The sequence below is a fragment of the Yersinia frederiksenii ATCC 33641 genome (assembly GCF_000754805.1).
GTDB classification, from domain to species: domain Bacteria; phylum Pseudomonadota; class Gammaproteobacteria; order Enterobacterales; family Enterobacteriaceae; genus Yersinia; species Yersinia frederiksenii.
Window position 1 is genome coordinate 2,851,377 of sequence record NZ_KN150731.1, and the last position, 17,961, is coordinate 2,869,337.

Genomic DNA, 17,961 nt, shown 5'->3' on the forward strand with positions numbered 1-17,961 from the left:
CACCAAGGATCACAATTTCAATGTAATAAATCTGCGAAAAACACTGATTTAAGTGAAATTTAACGGGACAGCGCCGTATATAGTCATTGTTTTATCGTGCCGTCTTGGCCTAATCTTGATGAAGAACGATACTGTTTTTTAACTCAATGGGAGTATGTCATGTCACAGCAATCCCTTAAAATTGTTACCCTGCTGGGTAGCCTACGAAGTGGTTCCTACAATGCCATGGTGGCACGGGCGCTACCAAAATTAGCACCTGCTGGTGTCACGATTGAAGCACTGCCTTCTATTCGTGACATTCCGCTTTATGATGCTGACGTACAACAGGAAGATGGGTTCCCCACCACCATTCAGGCCATTGCAGACCAGATTCGTCAGGCGGATGGGGTGATTATCGTGACACCGGAATATAACTATTCTGTACCTGGCGGGTTAAAGAATGCTATTGACTGGTTATCGCGTTTACCTAACCAGCCACTGGCTGGCAAACCGGTCGCGATTCAGACCAGCTCAATGGGGCCGGTAGGTGGTGCACGTTGCCAATATCATCTGCGCCAGATTTTGGTCTTCCTCGATGCAATGGTGATGAATAAGCCTGAATTTATGGGTGGCATTATTCAAAGCAAAGTCGATGAACAAGCCAAGGAACTGATTGACCAAGGGACATTGGATTTCCTAACCGGTCAGCTTTCTGCCTTTACCGCCTATATTGATCGTGTCCGTGTGAAATAACGCATAATCAACGAACCCCCACTACCCTATGGCGCTGGGGGGTTCCTTCATCTGACCACCATGTTATCAATCGCCACCTTCTCTTTTGTGGATACCATTGACCGATGGCTATTAAAATCACGCTCTGGCTTATTCTGACCCTGATATCCACATTCTGGCTGGGTTGGTTCGGATTAAATACCCAACAAGCTGAGCGAGAAGCTGAATTTCGCACCACTCACCGCGAGCTGAGCCAGCAGTTGGCTCAACAACAAGCTATTTTGTTTTTGGCGCTCGAGCCAAGCCAACTGGTGCAATTGCAACGCCACTTTCCTCAGTTAGTGGCGATAAACCAAACCTCGGCTGACCAATCAAAAGCCGGTCAGTTAACTCTGCAAGTTCAGGGGGGCGATTACCGTTTATCTAACTCATACAGTGGTAGCGGTTTACAGGTTAACGGCCAAAAACTACTGCAAGTCGTGGGCTTACCGGCGAATTTTGACAGCCTGGTCTTACTCTATCAGCAGCATCAATTGGCGGTTCTGGGCCATTCATCTGCGGAAAGCTTCTGGCAGTGGCAAAAGCCCTTGGGAGAAGGCGCGCAATCTTTCACCTTAATTGGTCATGCCACACCCGTTTGGCGTGATTTACCCTGGTTTACCGCCCTGCTGCTTTCACTGATAACCGCCGCCATGCTGTATGGCTGGCAGCGCTGGCAACAATTGGCTCAGTATCGTGCCCATGCCGAGCAGCGGGCTAAATTTGCAGATCAAGCCAGATTAAATGCCATGGGGGAAATAGCGACCGGTATCGCCCATGAATTAAACCAGCCGCTCACCGCGACGCTAACCTACAACCAGACAGCACTTAGGTTATTACCGGCGCAGGACGAGAAAGTCGCGCCATTGCTGGTGGCTTCAGTTGAGCAAATCAAACGAATTGCCGCTTTACTGGAAAGGCTACGCACCTTACTCAGTCGTGGGCAGGTAAATTTACAGCCGGTTAGGGTGGCTGATATCTGGCAGCGGGTTAAGGTACTTTTGAGTCATGAAATCACCGCAGCTAACATCATAATATTAAATAATATTCCGGCTCATTTGCCAGCACTTCAGAGTGACCCTTTATGGCTGGAGCAGGTTTTGCATAATTTACTCAGTAATGCGATTCACGCCATACAGCAATCCCCCAAGCCAACCGTCTATTTCACTGTTAGCCAGCAACCCAAACAGTGGGTTATTCAGATTGAAGATAACGGGCCGGGGCTCAGTCAACAGCAACTGGACCATCTGTTTACCCCTTTCTATACCACCCGTGAAAGTGGGCTGGGATTGGGACTAACGCTGTGTGAAACATTGGTGCAGCGAATGGGGGGTGACATAAAAGCGGGGAACAGTGAACATGGCGGAGCCCGCTTTACCCTGACTTTTCCTCTGATTAATCAGGAGCACGTATGACAAAACATATTTATCTGATTGATGATGATGAAGGGGTACGTGCAGCATTGGCCGCTTTGCTCACCACCATGGGCTGGGAAGTTAAAGCATTCAGTGACGGGCAAACCTTCCTCGATACTTTGACCGTGACTCAGCCAAGCTGTGTTCTGCTGGATATTCGTATGCCGGGTAAAAGCGGCATGACGATATTAGAAGCTATTCAATCTCGTGATAGTAACCTCCCGGTCATCATTATGACCGGGCATGGCAATGTTGAATTATGCCGCCGGGCTTTCAAAGGTGGCGCACTGGAATTTTTAACCAAACCCATTGATGCCGATGTATTAATTGAAACCGTCAGTATGGCGCTGGAACAGCATGAACAGGCGCTAGCAACCCAGCAGCAATTGGCAAATTATCGGCAAAGGCTCAACCAACTTTCCGCTCGTGAACGAGAAGTTGCAGCCCTGATTATTCAAGGGGAAACCAGTAAACAAGTCGCTCATATTTTGTCGCTTTCACCGCGCACCGTGGAAGCACACCGCGCTAACCTCTTTGCCAAGCTGGAAGTGAGTTCATTGGCCTTGCTTATTCATCATTATGCGCCCTTGATAGCCAGTCATTACTCAATGGATAGGTAGATCTACGGAGTAAAACGGGTAGTTAGCCGAATGTTTTTTCACCACTTTTCGCCGTAGGATAGCGACACAGTGATGAAATCACTTCGCTAACAATAAGGATTTTATATGATCAAGCCTATTGCCCTGACCTCCGCCTTATTCATTGGCCTGATAACTCAAGCCTCTGCTGCGGGTTTAAACACTGAACGCAATCTCTCTCTGGCTTTGGCCACTGATTTAGCCAGCCGCACCCTCGCCATTTGCCAGGCTGATGGCTATAACGTCGCGGTCACTGTGGTGGATCGTGCAGGTATCATCAAAACGGTACTGCGCGCGGATAATGCCGGGCCACATACCGTCAAAGCCAGTGAGCAGAAAGCGTTTACCGCACTGTCGACCAAGACTCCAAGTGGACAAGTGATGGAAAACAGCCAGAAAACACCTGCGGCCAATAACCTGAAAGATATTCCCGGTTTCTTGTTATTAGGTGGCGGAGTGCCAGTGAAAGCGGGTGACGAAGTGGTCGGTGCGATAGGGGTTGCCGGTGCGCCAGGTGGTCATCTGGACGCGCAATGTGCCACACAAGCGCTAGAGAAAATCAGCGCTCAGTTAAAAGCATAAGACGATAAATGGTTTTCAGTAAAACGCCGTCATCCTTGATACTAAGAATGGCGGCGTTTTTACAATCAATTGCCAATCATGCGCGATTAGTGATCAACAAAAGCAATTTTCAGCACAAACAGTAGCGCCACGACCACCACACATGGGCTAATTTCACGCCAGCGGCCAGTTCCCAACTTCATCAAGCAATAAGAAATAAAGCCCAGCGCGATCCCTTCAGTAATAGAGAAGCTAAACGGCATCATCACTGCGGTGACAAACGCCGGAACGGCTTCAGTCAGGTCATCCCATTTCACTCGGGACAGGCTAGAGGTCATCAGCACGCCAACATAAATCAATGCACCGGCGGCGGCATAGGCAGGAACCATCCCAGCCAGCGGAGAAATAAACATCACCAGCAGGAACAAAATCCCGACCACGACTGCGGTTAAACCCGTACGGCCACCCACAGACACACCGGAAGAACTTTCAATATAAGCAGTGACTGACGAGGTGCCGATAAAGGCACCGGCGACAGAGCTGATGCTGTCCACATACAGCGCTTGTTTCATGCGCGGGAACTTACCTTTATCGTCGGTCAAACCGGCCTTATCCGTCACACCAATCAATGTGCCGGACGAATCAAACAGGTTAACCAGCATGAAGGAGAAAATAACCCCCGCCATACCAATATTCAGCGCACCAGCTAAATCTACCTGCCCAACCACAGAAGTGACACTGGGTGGCATGGAGAAAATACCGGAGTAATGTACATCACCCAGCGCCCAACCAATTAAGGTGGTGACCACAATAGAAACCAGCACCGCAGCATGAATATTGCGTGATGCCAGCACCGCAATAATAAAGAAGCCCAATGCCCCCAGCAGTACACTGTGCGAGGTCAAATCACCCACCATCACCAGCGTATCCGGGTTTGCCACCACGATGCCGGCATTTTTCAGCCCCATCATGGCAATAAACAGACCAATACCGCTGGTAATCCCCACCCGTAGGCTCAATGGGATGTTAGCAATCATCCAGTAACGGATGCGGAAAATGGTTAGCAAGAGGAAACCGATTGCGCCCCAGAAGATAGCACCCATACCAACTTGCCATGAAATCCCCATCGCACCTACTACCACAAAAGCGAAGAAGGCGTTAAGCCCCATCGCGGGTGCCAGTGCGACTGGCAAGTTAGCTAATAAGCCCATAAAGATACTGCCAAATGCAGCAATCAAGCAGGTGGTAACGAATACCGCCTGCACATCCATCCCGGCAACCCCTAAAATCTGTGGGTTAACGAACACGATATAGACCATGGTCAAAAAGGTCGTGATACCCGCAATTAACTCTGTCCGTGCGGTTGTACCATGTTGCTTCAGTTTAAAAACACGTTCGAGCAGCCCCTGCTCAGTATCAAGGTTTGGTTTACTCATTCGAGGAGTTCCACAGAAGGGAGTGATAGTTGGGGATATCCTATAACAAAAAAACTGTTGTTTAGAGCGGGATCACTGTCTTTTTGGCTATTTTTTATCTGCCTTGTTGCGCAACAGTCTCTTTAGGTTCCTCCTATTTTATTCAACTTATTGAATTTTATTCATTTGATATTAGTTATATTGCTAACAGGGTGATTATTTATCGCATTCTGGGGCAAGATGGTTAAAGTGAAGTAAGCCGTAATTTATACAATTAAAGGATGAGATGTGTGAACCAGATAGAATGCGTTATGTTCGATTGCGACGGAACCTTGGTCGACAGCGAAGTTCTGTGCTGTCAGGCATACGTCGTGATGTTTGCCCATTATGATATTCACCTGTCATTGGAAGAGGTGATTAAGCGTTTTAAAGGCGTAAAGCTCAATGAAATCGTCGCGCTAGTCAGTCAAGAAAATGGTCTGGATGAGCCGATAGATGCACTGGAGAAACTCTATCGTGCCGAGGTGGCCCGCTTGTTCGATGCGCAGTTGCAGCCTATTGCTGGTGCCAAGGCACTGTTAGAGCAAATCACCTTGCCGGTTTGTGTGGTTTCCAACGGGCCAGTGAGCAAGATGCAACACTCTCTTGGCCTGACTGGCTTACTGCCTTTCTTTGAAGACCGGCTGTATAGCGGCTACGATATTCAACGCTGGAAACCAGATCCGGCCCTGATTTATCATGCCGCCGAAGAAATGCAAGTTGCCGCTGAGCGCAGTATTTTAGTTGAAGACTCGGCTGCCGGAACCCACGCCGGGATCGCGGCAGGCATACCGGTGTTTTATTACTGTGCTGACCCCCATAATCAGCCGATACACCACCCACTGGTCACCATGTTTGATGATATGCAGCAACTGCCAGAGTTATGGCGCGCCAGAGGCTGGAATATTACTCGCAACTAATTATTCTTAATTTATGTATCAGAGACGCTGGCTTAAATACCAGCGTCATCAATGGGCTAGTTGGGCACATGTGTTAATCAGGATTTATTCTATAAACCCAAGCTTGAATCTTTCCTTACCTGCCAGAGACTCCAAATCTGGTTGTTCTGGATAAAAGGGTAATATAGGGAAGAAAACTGAACCACCAATAATACTTCTGCGGCTTGAATCTTTAGGATGTAATCCCCAAATGTTCTGATATGTCATCGGCACCGCCTCCCCATTAACAGTAGCGTTACCGATATACAGCATGATGTGGCCTTCAATATAGACCAAGGTGGTGAAAGGCTTACCCTGATCTTTTAGATACTTTATTCGGTTATTAAGGCTCTTTTTACTGAGGTCAACGACTCTGCTTTGTTGTATCTGTTGTGCCGCATTTCTGGGGAGGAAGATACCAAATGGCATCATCAGACTGCGTATTTCTGCCGAACAGTCGTTATAAAAATTATAATTTCCCCAGCCATAAGGTCTACCACTCATTGATTTCATCAGTGTACCGATATTCGCGGGAGTCATCTTCCACGGCATAGCGGTAAATTGATCTTTTTTCAGAGTAACCCAGTGAATTCCCACGCGACCGTCACTTTTTCTGACAGGGATGGCAGCCTGATAATCACCTGTTTTATCAAGATTAAATGGTAGAATTGTTCCTGGACGGGCAGTGAAATAAAACTGTTCGCCATCATGCACGGATACCGGTTCTTTGATAACAGCACCTAATTCTTTCGCCGCCAGTGTTCTCCACTGCGTAATAAATTGTTGATCCACGTTGGCAATATCATCACTTTTCACCCATCCCGTTACAGTCGGGGAGGCAATATATTTCCAGTTTTTATCCCTGCTGGTTGCAATGGTATAGATAGGTGTACCGGGCCTGACAGAAGAGTCCTGTAAGTTATCGAAAGGATATCCCTGCCCCGCCTCACGAGGGTCATCATAAGCAGGATCAGCTGTTGGTAACCTTCTTACTAACGTCTCTCTGAGAGTGATACCTCGGCCAGAAGGATGATAAATACCATCAATACTGATTTCGATATTATTTTTCACGCTTTCTTTCCAGTGCCAGGGATTCACCCTGAAATTTTCACCATAAGAGACACTATCATCACCGAGAAACTCTTTTATATTGGCATCAATATCGTTTATAACAGAATCATGCCCATTTAAAATTGATAATATATAATACGGATTCCAAGGTGATTGATCGTCTTTATTCATTCCGAAATAATGTGACTTTAGATCTGAAAAATTCCGCTTTTGAGCGACTCTATCCATAACGGAAGTATTTATTATATTTGACTGAGGAGATATCCATTTATCGATAGATTGCGAATAATTATTCATTGGGAAAATAGTCTTTGTTGGGTCTACATAATCTAATTTATTTGATTCTTTAGCAGTAAGAGCACCGCCCACCAAGCTCTGCGGCTCTTTTCCCATCAATGAACAGGAGGCAAGAAAAATAGATATCAGTAAAAGAAAATAAATTCTCATTGTTATATCCCTGTAACGTATTAATCCATTAACCTTACTATAAGGATTTTAGAGGCAACGCAAATTCTATTCTTATTTCATTTAGCTGATGTTTATTTTAGAAAAGAAACTCATAGGAAATAATATATAAGCAACCATTATGAAGATTTCCATCTCCATAATGGTTATTATTTACTCAACACTTGAAATGCTTCTTAGATAGGCATTATTTTTGAATTTCCGGTCAATAACCGTTTGATAGCACTTTGCTTTTTAATCGCATGCTGGGGGCTAAAACGGCGGTTAAGGGCATTTGCCAACAGATCCAGAGTCAGACATAAAACGAAGTAAACTAACGCCACAAACAGGAAGACTTCCATTGGGTAAACCATGCTGCGATTGTTAACCTGAGTGGCCAAAAATGTCAGTTCATTCACACCCACGATATAAGCCAGTGAAGTATCTTTAATTAACGAAATCCATTGATTAATAAATGATGGCACCATCATACGCAGTGCCTGTGGCAAGACCACAAACCACAATACCTGCCAACGATTGAACCCTAGCGATAAGCCTGCTTGCCATTGACCCGCCCCGATAGCGACAATGCCAGCTTTTACTGCATGGGCTAGGTAGGCTGAAGCAATTAATGCCAGCGCGCACACCACGGTAGTGATTTCCGGGATATCGACACCAAAGACTATCGGCAGCAGAAAATAAGTCCAGAAGATCAGCATGATCACCGGAATTGCGCGGAAAAAACCCAAAATAGCGGCTAAGATGCCAGACCAGATACCACGGGACATGGCTAATAACACCCCCAGAATGGTACCTAAAATAGCCGATGCCACTCCAGCCATGAGACTTATTAGCAAAGTTAATGCCGCCCCACCCAAAGGGCCATCAGGGAAAGTTCCCCACAGCAGATAACGCCAGTTATCTACAATAATGGTAAAATCCATCTCAATGTCCCCTAATTGCGGTTCGCTGTTGACGCCACATACCCCAAGCTTCGATCAGCGCAATAATCGCGATATACAACACAGTCGCCACGCCAAAAGCTTGGAACGTCCGCAATGTTTCAGTTTCCACCTGACGTGATGCATAAGAGAGCTCGGCCACACCAATCGCCATGGCTAATGACGAATTTTTAATAATATTCATATATTGACCGAGCAATGGCGGCAGCGCGATTTTCAAAGCTTGTGGTAAAACAACATGGCGCATCGATTGCCAACCAGTAAGCCCTAGGGCATGAGCGGCATACTTTTGCCCTTTTGCGACCCCACTTATCCCGGAGCGCAGCTCCTCAGCAATAAATGCCGTGGAATAGAGCGTGAGCCCGATAAAACCGGCTAAAAATTCAAATGAAGGCCAACTCAAGGTTAAATTAAAAACGGTGATTTCATGGGGAGTATTCAGCCAGGGAATCCAGGAGGTCGGTAAAAGTTGGCTCGCCGCGAAGTACCAAAAGAACAGTTGGATAAGTAGAGGGGTATTACGAAATAGTGTGCTGTAACCAATAGCAAACCACTGTAATGCTTTGAGCTCGCTGTCTCTGGCCGCAGCCAGCAGAAAACCTAAGAGGGTGGCGGCCACCACTGTGCAGGCAGAAATCCACAATGTCAGTAGAAACCCGTCCCACAACCAGCTGAGATATTGCGGGGCCAGCAGCCAATCAGTGAAATGATGTAGATTCATATTTTCCTATCAGCTTTAAAGCAAACAGCCCCGCATTATGATGAATGCAGGGCTTATGTCTTCTCATTTCAACACTGCATCAAGCTTTAGGCTGTTGATCCAATGGTGCAAATTTAAAATCGCCACGTGGTTGAGCTGCGTTGGTTGCCGGGCCAAACCAGCGGTCATAAATTTTCGCGGCCTCACCGTCTTTTTCCAGCTTAACCAGAGTTTCGTTCACACTGGCGGTTAAACGATCTTCACCTTTAGGAATTCCAACACCTTGATATTCTTTGGTAATACTGAATGGCGAGATTTCAAAATCGGCTTTTTGTGCCTCAGGCAGATTACCCAGCAGGCCAACTAATTTGGCATCATCTTGAGTGATTGCCTGGACATTACCATTACGCAGAGCAGTAAATGCCAGCGGCGTATCATCGTAAGAAATAACTTTAGCCGTTGGATAATGCTCACGTAGGGTTATTTCCTGTACTGTGCCTTTATCCGCACCAATACGTAACTTGCCGATATCTTCTGGTGTTTTCAGCACCCCTTTATGGGCGATAAATTTCTGCCCTGTAGCAAAATAAGGCAGGCTGAAATTCACTTCTTTGGCGCGCTCATCTGTAATCGTGAAGTTGGCAGCAATCAAGTCCACTTTTTTAGCTGTCAGCAACGGAATACGGTTAGCCGGATTGGTTGCCCGCAATTCCACTTTTACACCTAAATCTTTAGCAATGGCATTCGCCACATCCACGTCATATCCCACCAGCTTTTTACTCTGTGGGTCGATATAGCCAAACGGTGGGTTGCTATCGAAAACGGCAATCCGCACCACTCCAGCTTGTTTAATATCATCCAGCTTATCAGCATGAACCGCACCAGAAAGTGTAGCCAGACCGGCTAACAAGGTTAATGCCAGAGCCGTTTTTTTCGTGGACAGAGATTGCTTCATTGAAAGCTCCTAAAAGGATTAAGGTGTTGCGATGTATGTAAGCTATCAATTCGGCGTTAGGTCAGGAAATAATATAAAACGATATATTTATAACCAATTAATCTCAGTGAATTATTTACTGCCTTCGTTAACTTCAGCGGTGACCTTTTCAGCCGTAGCTATTTTCTGATTAACGATCTCGGCAGGTTTTATTTTACTCTTGGGAAATACCACCGGTTCATCGGTAATCTCTGACTGACCAATGAAGACCCCCCCTTTTTTGATAGAGAAATTAGTGCCTTTTACTATGCCATTTAAACGGCCATTTTCTAAAACTTCCAGATGTTCGGCAACACAAACCCCATCAATACGCCCATCAACCGTAATATGCGGCGCGGTTAAGTTCCCTTCAATATGGCCACTACGCATCAATCTAATTGTCCCTTCAGTGACAGCAATATCCCCAATCACGACGCCGTAAATCTGAATATCACCCTCAAGGGTAATGTCGCCTTTTAATTTTGTACCCGTAGCTATAATCGTATTTGTCTTCGTAGTGTCAGAAGGAGGGGTAGGTAATGGCGCAGTAATATTTAGGGACGAATTTTTCACCGGAGGTACCTTTTCATGATTGCTTAGTTTCTTTTTAAACATAATATTTATCAGTATAAAAATGAGGAATAAAGTAGGGGCAAGAAGAAGATAAAAAAATAAATTGTAGGCGATATAGCCCACCAAACATGCACTCCAGAGCACCCAAAACAGGCTTAGAGCGATATTATTTGGTCTATATTGACTTATATTCACTCATCCCGCCCAATGTAAAAATAATTAAATAATACCTTGGTATTATGTCAATCAATGGGAAGTGAAATATAAACAGATATAAAACTAACTGATTGGAAAAATAAAAGTAGGGTTAACACCTGAGAGAGGATTGTTAATAAAGCGGCCCCAATCAAGTCTAAATACTCAACCTGATTGGGGAAATCGTTATTTCTCAGTCTTACTCGAAAGCAGTTTCTCTAAATCATCACCACCAAGATGGCGGAAGTCATGCCCTTTGACGAAGTAGAAGATGAATTCACAAATATTCTGGCAACGATCCCCAATACGTTCAATAGAGCGAGCGCAAAACAGTGCCGTCAGCACGCTGGGTATGGTGCGCGGATCTTCCATCATATAAGTCATCAACTGGCGTACGATGCCTTCATATTCTTGGTCAACTTTCCTATCTTCACGATAAATTCGGATGGCTTCATCTAAATCCATACGGGCAAAAGCATCCAGAACATCATGCAGCATCTGTACGGTGTGACGGCCCAAAGACTCCAGACTGACCAACAAAGGTTGGTGCTGATGGGAGAACTTTTCCAGTGCTGTGCGGCAGATTTTATCCGCCACATCACCAATGCGTTCCAATTCAGAAATGGTCTTGATGATTGCCATCACCAAACGCAAATCACTGGCAGTTGGCTGACGTTTGGCAATGATGCGCACACAAGCTTCATCAATAGCCACTTCCATCATATTGACCTTTTTATCGCCAGCAATAACCTGCTTTGCTAATTCACCGTCCTGATTATGCATTGCGGTGATTGCGTCAGATAATTGTTGTTCCACCAGCCCGCCCATGGTTAACACTTGGGTGCGGATATGCTCGAGTTCAGCATTGAACTGGCCGGAAATATGTTTATTAAGATTCAGGTTATCCATGATACTTCCCGTACGTATAAGTAGGCGAAATGAATGTGATCAGCTCCAAGGCCATCAGCCATAGCGACCAGTAATATAATCTTCCGTCTGTTTCTGCTGTGGAGCGGTAAACAGGGTGTCTGTATCACTGAATTCAATTAGCTCGCCCAAATACATAAATGCTGTGTGATCGGAACAGCGGGCAGCCTGCTGCATATTGTGCGTAACAATCACCACGGTATAGTCAGATTTCAGCTCGCTGATCAGCTCTTCAATGCGACCGGTAGAGATTGGGTCAAGCGCTGAACAAGGTTCATCAAGCAACAATACATCCGGGCGAATAGCGATACCGCGGGCAATGCACAAACGCTGTTGCTGCCCACCTGACAAGCTGTAACCGCTCTGGTGCAGCTTATCTTTAGTTTCATTCCACAGTGCAGCTTTGGTCAGTGCCCATTGCACCCGCTCATCCATATCAGCACGAGACAAGTTCTCGAACAGTTTCACACCAAAAGCAATGTTATCGTAAATTGACATCGGGAACGGCGTTGGCTTTTGGAAAACCATACCAACTTTCGCCCGCAACAATGCAATATCTTGTTTATCGGTCAGGATATTCTGCCCATCCAATAAAATATCGCCTTCAGCACGTTGATCCGGATACAGCTGATACATCTTATTAAAGGTACGCAGCAGAGTCGATTTACCGCAACCTGATGGTCCAATGAATGCCGTGACCTGGTTTTTGGCAATATCCAGCGAGATGTTCTTCAGCGCATGGAATTTGCCGTAGTAGAAGTTCAGATCGCGAACCTGAATTTTGCTGTTGTTGATGTCAGTAGCCATACTCATCAAGACTTCTCTCTTTTAGCCAATGCCGCCGAAGCAGCATTTTGGAATTTATTGGCGAATCGGTATTTTCATGACTTATTGCTGATGTTCTCTCAGCCAATCAATGCTTTTTCTTCGCGAAAATAACCCGAGCCAGAATATTCAGTAACAGTACGCACAGGGTAATCAGCAGCACCCCGGCCCATGCCAATTGTTGCCATTCGACAAATGGGCTCATGGCAAACTTAAATATGGTGACCGGTAAGTTAGCGATAGGCTGACTTAGGTCGGTACTCCAGAACTGATTGGAAAGCGATGTGAACAGTAATGGGGCTGTTTCACCTGCAATACGCGCCACCGCCAGCAAAATACCCGTCAGAATGCCTGAGATAGAGGCTTTCAAAGTAATAGCCGATATCATGCGCCACTTTGGTGTCCCTAATGCATAAGCCGCTTCTCGCAAGCTATCGGGCACCAGTTTCAGCATGTTCTCGGTAGTACGAATAACAATCGGCACCTGTAATAGCGCCAGTGCAATCACCCCAGCCCAGCCGGAGAATTGCTCCATCTTGGCCACGACAATGGTGTACACAAATAGACCGACCACGATGGAAGGTGCGGATAACAAAATATCGTTGATAAAACGGGTAATTTCCGCCAACCAGGATTTACGGCCATATTCGGCCAGGTAAATCCCAGCCATGATCCCCAGAGGGGTACCAATGACCGTTGCCCACAGAATTAACAAACCACTCCCGGCAATGGCATTGGCTAAACCCCCACCCGCGGTATTGGGTGGGGGTGTCATTTCGGTAAACAGCGCCAAAGACATGCCGTCGATACCTTTGGTTACCGTAGAGAATAAAATCCACACTAACCAGAACAAGCCGAATGCCATGGTTGCCATTGAAAGTATTAAGGCAATCCGGTTTTTTTGACGACGCCAAGCCTGCTTTTTACGGCGGGTTTCTAACAGTGTCGCATCACTTTGCATATCCATCGTTGCCATCTTAGCGCCCCTCTTTCTTAGCCAGACGCAGAATCATTAGCTTAGATAAAGCCAGTACGATAAAGGTTATAACAAACAAGATCAGGCCCAACTCCATCAGCGCGGCGGTATGCAAGCCGGACTCAGCTTCGGCAAATTCATTCGCCAGCGCGGAAGTAATACTGTTGCCGGGCATAAATAGCGAGAAGCTGTCGAGCTGGTAGGTGTTACCGATAATAAAAGTCACCGCCATGGTTTCACCCAATGCACGGCCCAGCCCTAGCATCACGCCACCAATAACACCATTTTTGGTATAAGGCAGTACAATGCGCCAGATAACTTCCCACGTGGTGCAGCCAATACCGTAAGCCGACTCTTTCATCATCACCGGGGTTTGTTCAAACACATCGCGCATAACTGCCGCAATGTAAGGAATAATCATGATGGCTAAGATGACACCGGCGGCCAGAATACCAATACCAAATGCTGGGCCCGAGAACAGCACACCAACAATAGGGATACCGGACATCAAGTTACCGACAGGCTCTTGAAAATAACGGGCAAAGAGAGGCGCGAAAACAAACAAACCCCACATACCGTAAACAATACTTGGGATCGCCGCCAGTAACTCGATAGCCACACCTAGTGGGCGTTTTAACCAGTTTGGTGCTAACTCAGTCAAGAATAAGGCAATGCCAAAACTGACTGGAACCGCAATGAGTAAGGCGATAACAGAGGTCACAATTGTGCCGTAAATTGGCACCAACGCACCAAACTGCTCAGCTGGAGGATCCCACTCTTTGGTCCACAGGAAAGCAAAACCAAACTTTTCGATACTTGGCCAGGAAGCCACAATCAATGAAACGATTATGCCGCCCAACATAAATAGGGTAATCAGCGCTGCCAGCTTAACCAGCGCACTGAAAATGATGTCACCGTATTTACTCGGTGCTTTGATCGTCGGCTTATAAGCAGCCATAGACTCTCTTCTCATCGGGGTATTATTTCCCTCCCCAAATGGGGAGGGATCAATTAATTAAACCAATTTTATATCAATCACTTATTGGAGCAAAAGCATCAAGCGCAAACTGTATTCAATCAAAACAGTGGCTTACCGCTACTGTCTTTAATCTGAGTTTTCCAGGCTGCACGCACTTGCTCTACAACTTCATCTGGTAATGTTGCGTAATCCAGTGCGTTAGCTTGTTTAGCGCCGTTTTTATATGCCCAATCAAAGAACTTCAGCACTTCAGTGCCACTAGCAGGATTTTTTTGCACTTTGTGCACCAAAATGAAAGTTGTCGATGTAATTGGCCAGACATCATCACCTTTTTGATTGGTTAAATCTTGAGCAAATGTTTTGCTCCAGTCTACACCTTTTGCCGCAGAGCTAAAGCTTTGCTCAGTCGGGCTAACGGGTTTCCCATCAGCAGAAATCAGTTTGGTGTAAGCCAGGTTATTCTGTTTGGCATAGGCGTATTCCACGTAGCCAATAGCACCAGGCAAACGTTGAACGAAAGCAGCAATACCATCGTTACCTTTACCGCCCAAGCCCGTTGGCCAGTTAACAGTGGAGCCTGCGCCCACTTTCTCTTTCCAGTCTGCATTCACTTTAGCCAGGTAGCTGGTGAACACGAATGAAGTACCGGAGCCGTCAGCACGACGTACTACAGCAATATTCTGATCGGGTAATTTAACGCCCGGATTCAGCTTCACAATCGCCGGGTCATTCCACTTTTTCACATTGCCCAGATAGATATCACCCAGTGTTTTACCATCTAATGTTAGCTCACCGGATTTAATGCCAGGGATATTCACGGCTAACACCACACCGCCGATCACTGTTGGGAATTGGAATAAACCTTCAGCAGCCAATTTGTCGTCTGTTAATGGCGCATCAGAAGCACCGAAATCAACAGTATTGGCAATGATTTGTTTCACGCCACCTGAAGAACCGATCCCCTGATAGTTAACTTTGTTACCTGTTTCTTTCTGATAAGAATCTGCCCACTTGGCATACACCGGCGCGGGGAATGTCGCACCTGCACCTGTCAGGCTTGTAGCAGCGAACACGGACACAGTGGTCATAGATAAAGTCGCTGCCACAATGCTGGCTACGGTGGTACGCATCAGTTTCATAATCCCTCCTAATGGGATATTAGAATCAACTCTAAATTGTTTTCATCAGATTAAGTATGGTGCAGGAGGGAAAATAGGACAGTTTAATGACAGAAAAATGTACGTAATATTACAGTTATATGACAAGCAACCAAGGAAACAACAAAAGTTTTATTTATCAGTATATTAGCGATAATTTTCAGTAATTGATTTATCCTTAATTCATGAATAAGTTCATTTTATGATTCATAAGGCAGTAAAATACCTGATTATTTTTTCATCAAAAGTGACAATTTATTACTGAATGGCGAGAGACAAAAAAGCCGGCATCTGCCGGCTTTTATTTATGAGATACCGATTACGCGTTATTCAACCGTTACCGATTTTGCCAAGTTGCGTGGTTTATCCACATCAGTGCCTTTAATCAGCGCGACATGGTAAGCCAGCAGCTGTAGCGGCACGGTGTAGAAAATTGGCGCAATAATTTCTTCAACATGAGGCAATGGCACAATCTTAACCCCTTCGCTGTTAGTAAAACCAGCATCTGCATCAGCAAACACATACAGCAAGCCACCGCGAGCGCGAACCTCTTCAATGTTGGATTTCAATTTTTCCAATAATTCATTGTTAGGGGCCACCACAATAACCGGCATATTGGCATCAATCAAAGCTAATGGACCGTGTTTTAATTCACCGGCAGCGTAAGCTTCAGCATGAATATAAGAAATCTCTTTCAGCTTCAGTGCGCCTTCCATTGCGATAGGGTATTGATCGCCACGCCCCAGGAACAATGCATTGTGCTTATCGGAGAAACCTTCGGCTAAGGCTTCAATGGTTTTATCCAGCGACAGCATCTGCTCGATATGGACAGGTAAAGATTGTAATGCCTCAACAATTTCCTGCTCCAACTTCAAGCTGTCTTTAATGCCTTTCAGTAAACCAATCCGGCCAACCAACATCAATAATACGGTCAATTGAGTGGTGAAAGCTTTGGTTGAGGCAACACCAATCTCAGTACCGGCTTTGGTCATCAAGGCTAAATCTGATTCGCGTACCAGTGATGAACCCGCAACGTTACATATTGCCAGCGAGCCTAAATAGCCCAGTTCCTTCGACAAGCGCAAAGCCGCCAAGGTATCAGCAGTTTCACCCGATTGCGACAACGTGATTAACAGACTATTCGGACGCACCGCAGGTTTGCGGTAACGGAATTCTGAGGCAATTTCAACGTCACAAGGCACGCCAGCCAGAGCTTCAAACCAATAGCGTGAAACCATGCCTGAGTTGTAAGAAGTACCACAGGCGATGATTTGAATATGTTGGACATCAGCCAGCAAAGCATCAGCATTCGGGCCTAGCTCAGACAAATCAATTTTCCCGTGATTTAAACGGCCTTCCAACGTATTTTTAATTGCTGTTGGCTGCTCATAAATCTCTTTTTGCATGTAGTGGCGATAAACACCTTTGTCGCCCGCATCGTACTGCAACTGAGATTCAGTTTCCGGGCGTTCAATGGCATTGCCCTGTTTGTCAAAAATGCTGACGCTGTGGCGAGTAACTTCAACCACATCACCCTCTTCAAGGAAGATGAAACGGCGGGTAACAGGCAACAGTGCCAGCTGGTCAGAGGCAATAAAGTTTTCACCAATGCCGCAACCGATAACCAATGGGCTACCTGAACGAGCAGCAACCAAGCGGCTTGGATCACGACTATCCATCACCACAGTGCCGTATGCGCCACGCAGTTGTGGGATGACACGCTTCACCACTTCCAACAGAGAACCGCCTTGCTGCTGCTCCCAATGGACCAAGTGAGCGATAACTTCAGTATCAGTTTCAGAACTGAAGCTATAGCCACGACTAGCCAATAACTCACGCAAAGGCTCATGGTTCTCGATAATACCGTTGTGAACCACAGAGATATAATCTGAAACATGCGGGTGAGCATTCGCCTCTGATGGTGCACCATGAGTGGCCCAGCGAGTATGTGCAATGCCGGTACCACCGTGCAGATCTTGCTTTTCAGCAGCATCTGACAGCTCTTGTACCTTGCCCAACCGACGCAAGCGCGTCAAATGGCCTTCAGCATCAACCACCGCTAAACCAGCAGAGTCATAGCCACGGTATTCCAGACGACGTAAACCTTCGATCAGAATCTCAGCGATATCACGTTGCGCTACTGCGCCAACAATTCCACACATCTGTTTTATTCCTATGTAAGGTTCTTTAAGAACCTTGTCGATGTCAGTGACCTGATTGATCCGGATTTTCCGGGTTCCCCGAGCCTGTAGAGTTGGGGATTATTATGTTTTGTTCTGTATTTTCGACAAAAATGAATAAGCCAAAAACACAGGGCAAAACATCCCTTCAAAGCAGAATAAAACGCGTTGAAGAGCTTTTTTTTAATCAATTTATGATCTTAAATATACCCGATAGGCTTCAAGTTATAGGTCGGCGACGAC

Annotated in this window: 16 protein-coding genes and 1 pseudogene; 5 read left to right on the top strand and 12 right to left on the bottom strand. The window is 46.0% G+C overall.

What is annotated here, in order from left to right; translation table 11 throughout:
- Positions 1–159: 159 nt before the first annotated feature.
- The 4 genes and pseudogenes from DJ58_RS09175 (at position 160) to DJ58_RS09160 (ending at position 3,385) form a co-directional block, all read left to right on the top strand.
- The gene (locus DJ58_RS09175; protein WP_004707301.1) at positions 160–732 is read left to right on the top strand and encodes an NADPH-dependent FMN reductase; all 573 of its coding nucleotides are present in this window, start codon (positions 160–162) and stop codon (positions 730–732) included.
- Between the two features lie 104 nt (positions 733–836).
- Positions 837–2,187: pseudogene (locus tag DJ58_RS09170) on the top strand (sensor histidine kinase).
- The gene (locus DJ58_RS09165) at positions 2,162–2,785 is read left to right on the top strand and encodes a response regulator transcription factor (RefSeq protein WP_032910582.1); all 624 of its coding nucleotides are present in this window, start codon (positions 2,162–2,164) and stop codon (positions 2,783–2,785) included. The pseudogene DJ58_RS09170 and the gene DJ58_RS09165 overlap by 26 nt, the downstream one beginning before the upstream one ends.
- Positions 2,786–2,890: 105 nt before the next feature.
- A complete protein-coding gene (locus DJ58_RS09160; protein WP_004707304.1) occupies positions 2,891–3,385 on the top strand; it encodes a GlcG/HbpS family heme-binding protein in 495 nt (164 codons plus the stop codon).
- 86 nt (positions 3,386–3,471) lie between these two features.
- On the opposite strand, the gene DJ58_RS09155 is transcribed toward DJ58_RS09160, so the two are convergent.
- Positions 3,472–4,800: an NCS2 family permease gene (locus DJ58_RS09155; protein ID WP_004707305.1), complete on the bottom strand. Its 1,329-nt coding sequence runs from the start codon at positions 4,798–4,800 to the stop codon at positions 3,472–3,474.
- A 269-nt stretch (positions 4,801–5,069) separates the two neighbouring features.
- Here DJ58_RS09155 and yieH point away from each other — a divergent pair, with 269 nt between their 5' ends.
- Entirely contained in the window at positions 5,070–5,738 is a 669-nt protein-coding gene (gene yieH, locus DJ58_RS09150; RefSeq protein ID WP_032910584.1) for a 6-phosphogluconate phosphatase, read from the top strand.
- An 84-nt stretch (positions 5,739–5,822) separates the two neighbouring features.
- Here yieH and DJ58_RS09145 read toward each other — a convergent pair whose 3' ends face one another.
- The 11 genes from DJ58_RS09145 to glmS form a co-directional block, all read right to left on the bottom strand.
- Positions 5,823–7,274 (bottom strand): SH3 domain-containing protein, encoded by a 1,452-nt coding sequence (locus DJ58_RS09145; RefSeq protein WP_032910586.1) that lies wholly within the window; start codon positions 7,272–7,274, stop codon positions 5,823–5,825.
- Between the two features lie 194 nt (positions 7,275–7,468).
- The gene (locus tag DJ58_RS09140) at positions 7,469–8,215 is read right to left on the bottom strand and encodes an amino acid ABC transporter permease (RefSeq protein WP_004707309.1); all 747 of its coding nucleotides are present in this window, start codon (positions 8,213–8,215) and stop codon (positions 7,469–7,471) included.
- Between the two features lies 1 nt (position 8,216).
- The gene (locus DJ58_RS09135) at positions 8,217–8,954 is read right to left on the bottom strand and encodes an amino acid ABC transporter permease (RefSeq protein ID WP_004707310.1); all 738 of its coding nucleotides are present in this window, start codon (positions 8,952–8,954) and stop codon (positions 8,217–8,219) included.
- A 79-nt stretch (positions 8,955–9,033) separates the two neighbouring features.
- Positions 9,034–9,888 carry an ABC transporter substrate-binding protein gene (locus DJ58_RS09130; RefSeq protein WP_004707311.1) on the bottom strand — a complete coding sequence of 285 codons (855 nt, stop codon included), beginning with the start codon at positions 9,886–9,888 and terminating at the stop codon, positions 9,034–9,036.
- Positions 9,889–9,999: 111 nt separating this feature from the next.
- Complete coding sequence (locus tag DJ58_RS09125; RefSeq protein ID WP_050413888.1) at positions 10,000–10,668, bottom strand: bactofilin family protein; 669 nt, start codon at positions 10,666–10,668, stop codon at positions 10,000–10,002.
- 192 nt (positions 10,669–10,860) lie between these two features.
- On the bottom strand, positions 10,861–11,583 hold the full coding sequence (phoU, locus tag DJ58_RS09120; RefSeq protein WP_004707314.1) for a phosphate signaling complex protein PhoU: 723 nt from the start codon (positions 11,581–11,583) through the stop codon (positions 10,861–10,863).
- Positions 11,584–11,637: 54 nt separating this feature from the next.
- Complete coding sequence (gene pstB, locus DJ58_RS09115) at positions 11,638–12,414, bottom strand: phosphate ABC transporter ATP-binding protein PstB (protein WP_004713904.1); 777 nt, start codon at positions 12,412–12,414, stop codon at positions 11,638–11,640.
- A 100-nt stretch (positions 12,415–12,514) separates the two neighbouring features.
- Entirely contained in the window at positions 12,515–13,402 is an 888-nt protein-coding gene (gene pstA / locus DJ58_RS09110; RefSeq protein WP_004707315.1) for a phosphate ABC transporter permease PstA, read from the bottom strand.
- A gap of 1 nt (position 13,403) precedes the next feature.
- The gene (gene pstC, locus DJ58_RS09105) at positions 13,404–14,360 is read right to left on the bottom strand and encodes a phosphate ABC transporter permease PstC (RefSeq protein WP_004707316.1); all 957 of its coding nucleotides are present in this window, start codon (positions 14,358–14,360) and stop codon (positions 13,404–13,406) included.
- A gap of 119 nt (positions 14,361–14,479) precedes the next feature.
- Complete coding sequence (pstS, locus tag DJ58_RS09100; protein WP_004707317.1) at positions 14,480–15,520, bottom strand: phosphate ABC transporter substrate-binding protein PstS; 1,041 nt, start codon at positions 15,518–15,520, stop codon at positions 14,480–14,482.
- Between the two features lie 344 nt (positions 15,521–15,864).
- A complete protein-coding gene (gene glmS, locus DJ58_RS09095; protein WP_004707318.1) occupies positions 15,865–17,700 on the bottom strand; it encodes a glutamine--fructose-6-phosphate transaminase (isomerizing) in 1,836 nt (611 codons plus the stop codon).
- Positions 17,701–17,961: the final 261 nt, after the last annotated feature.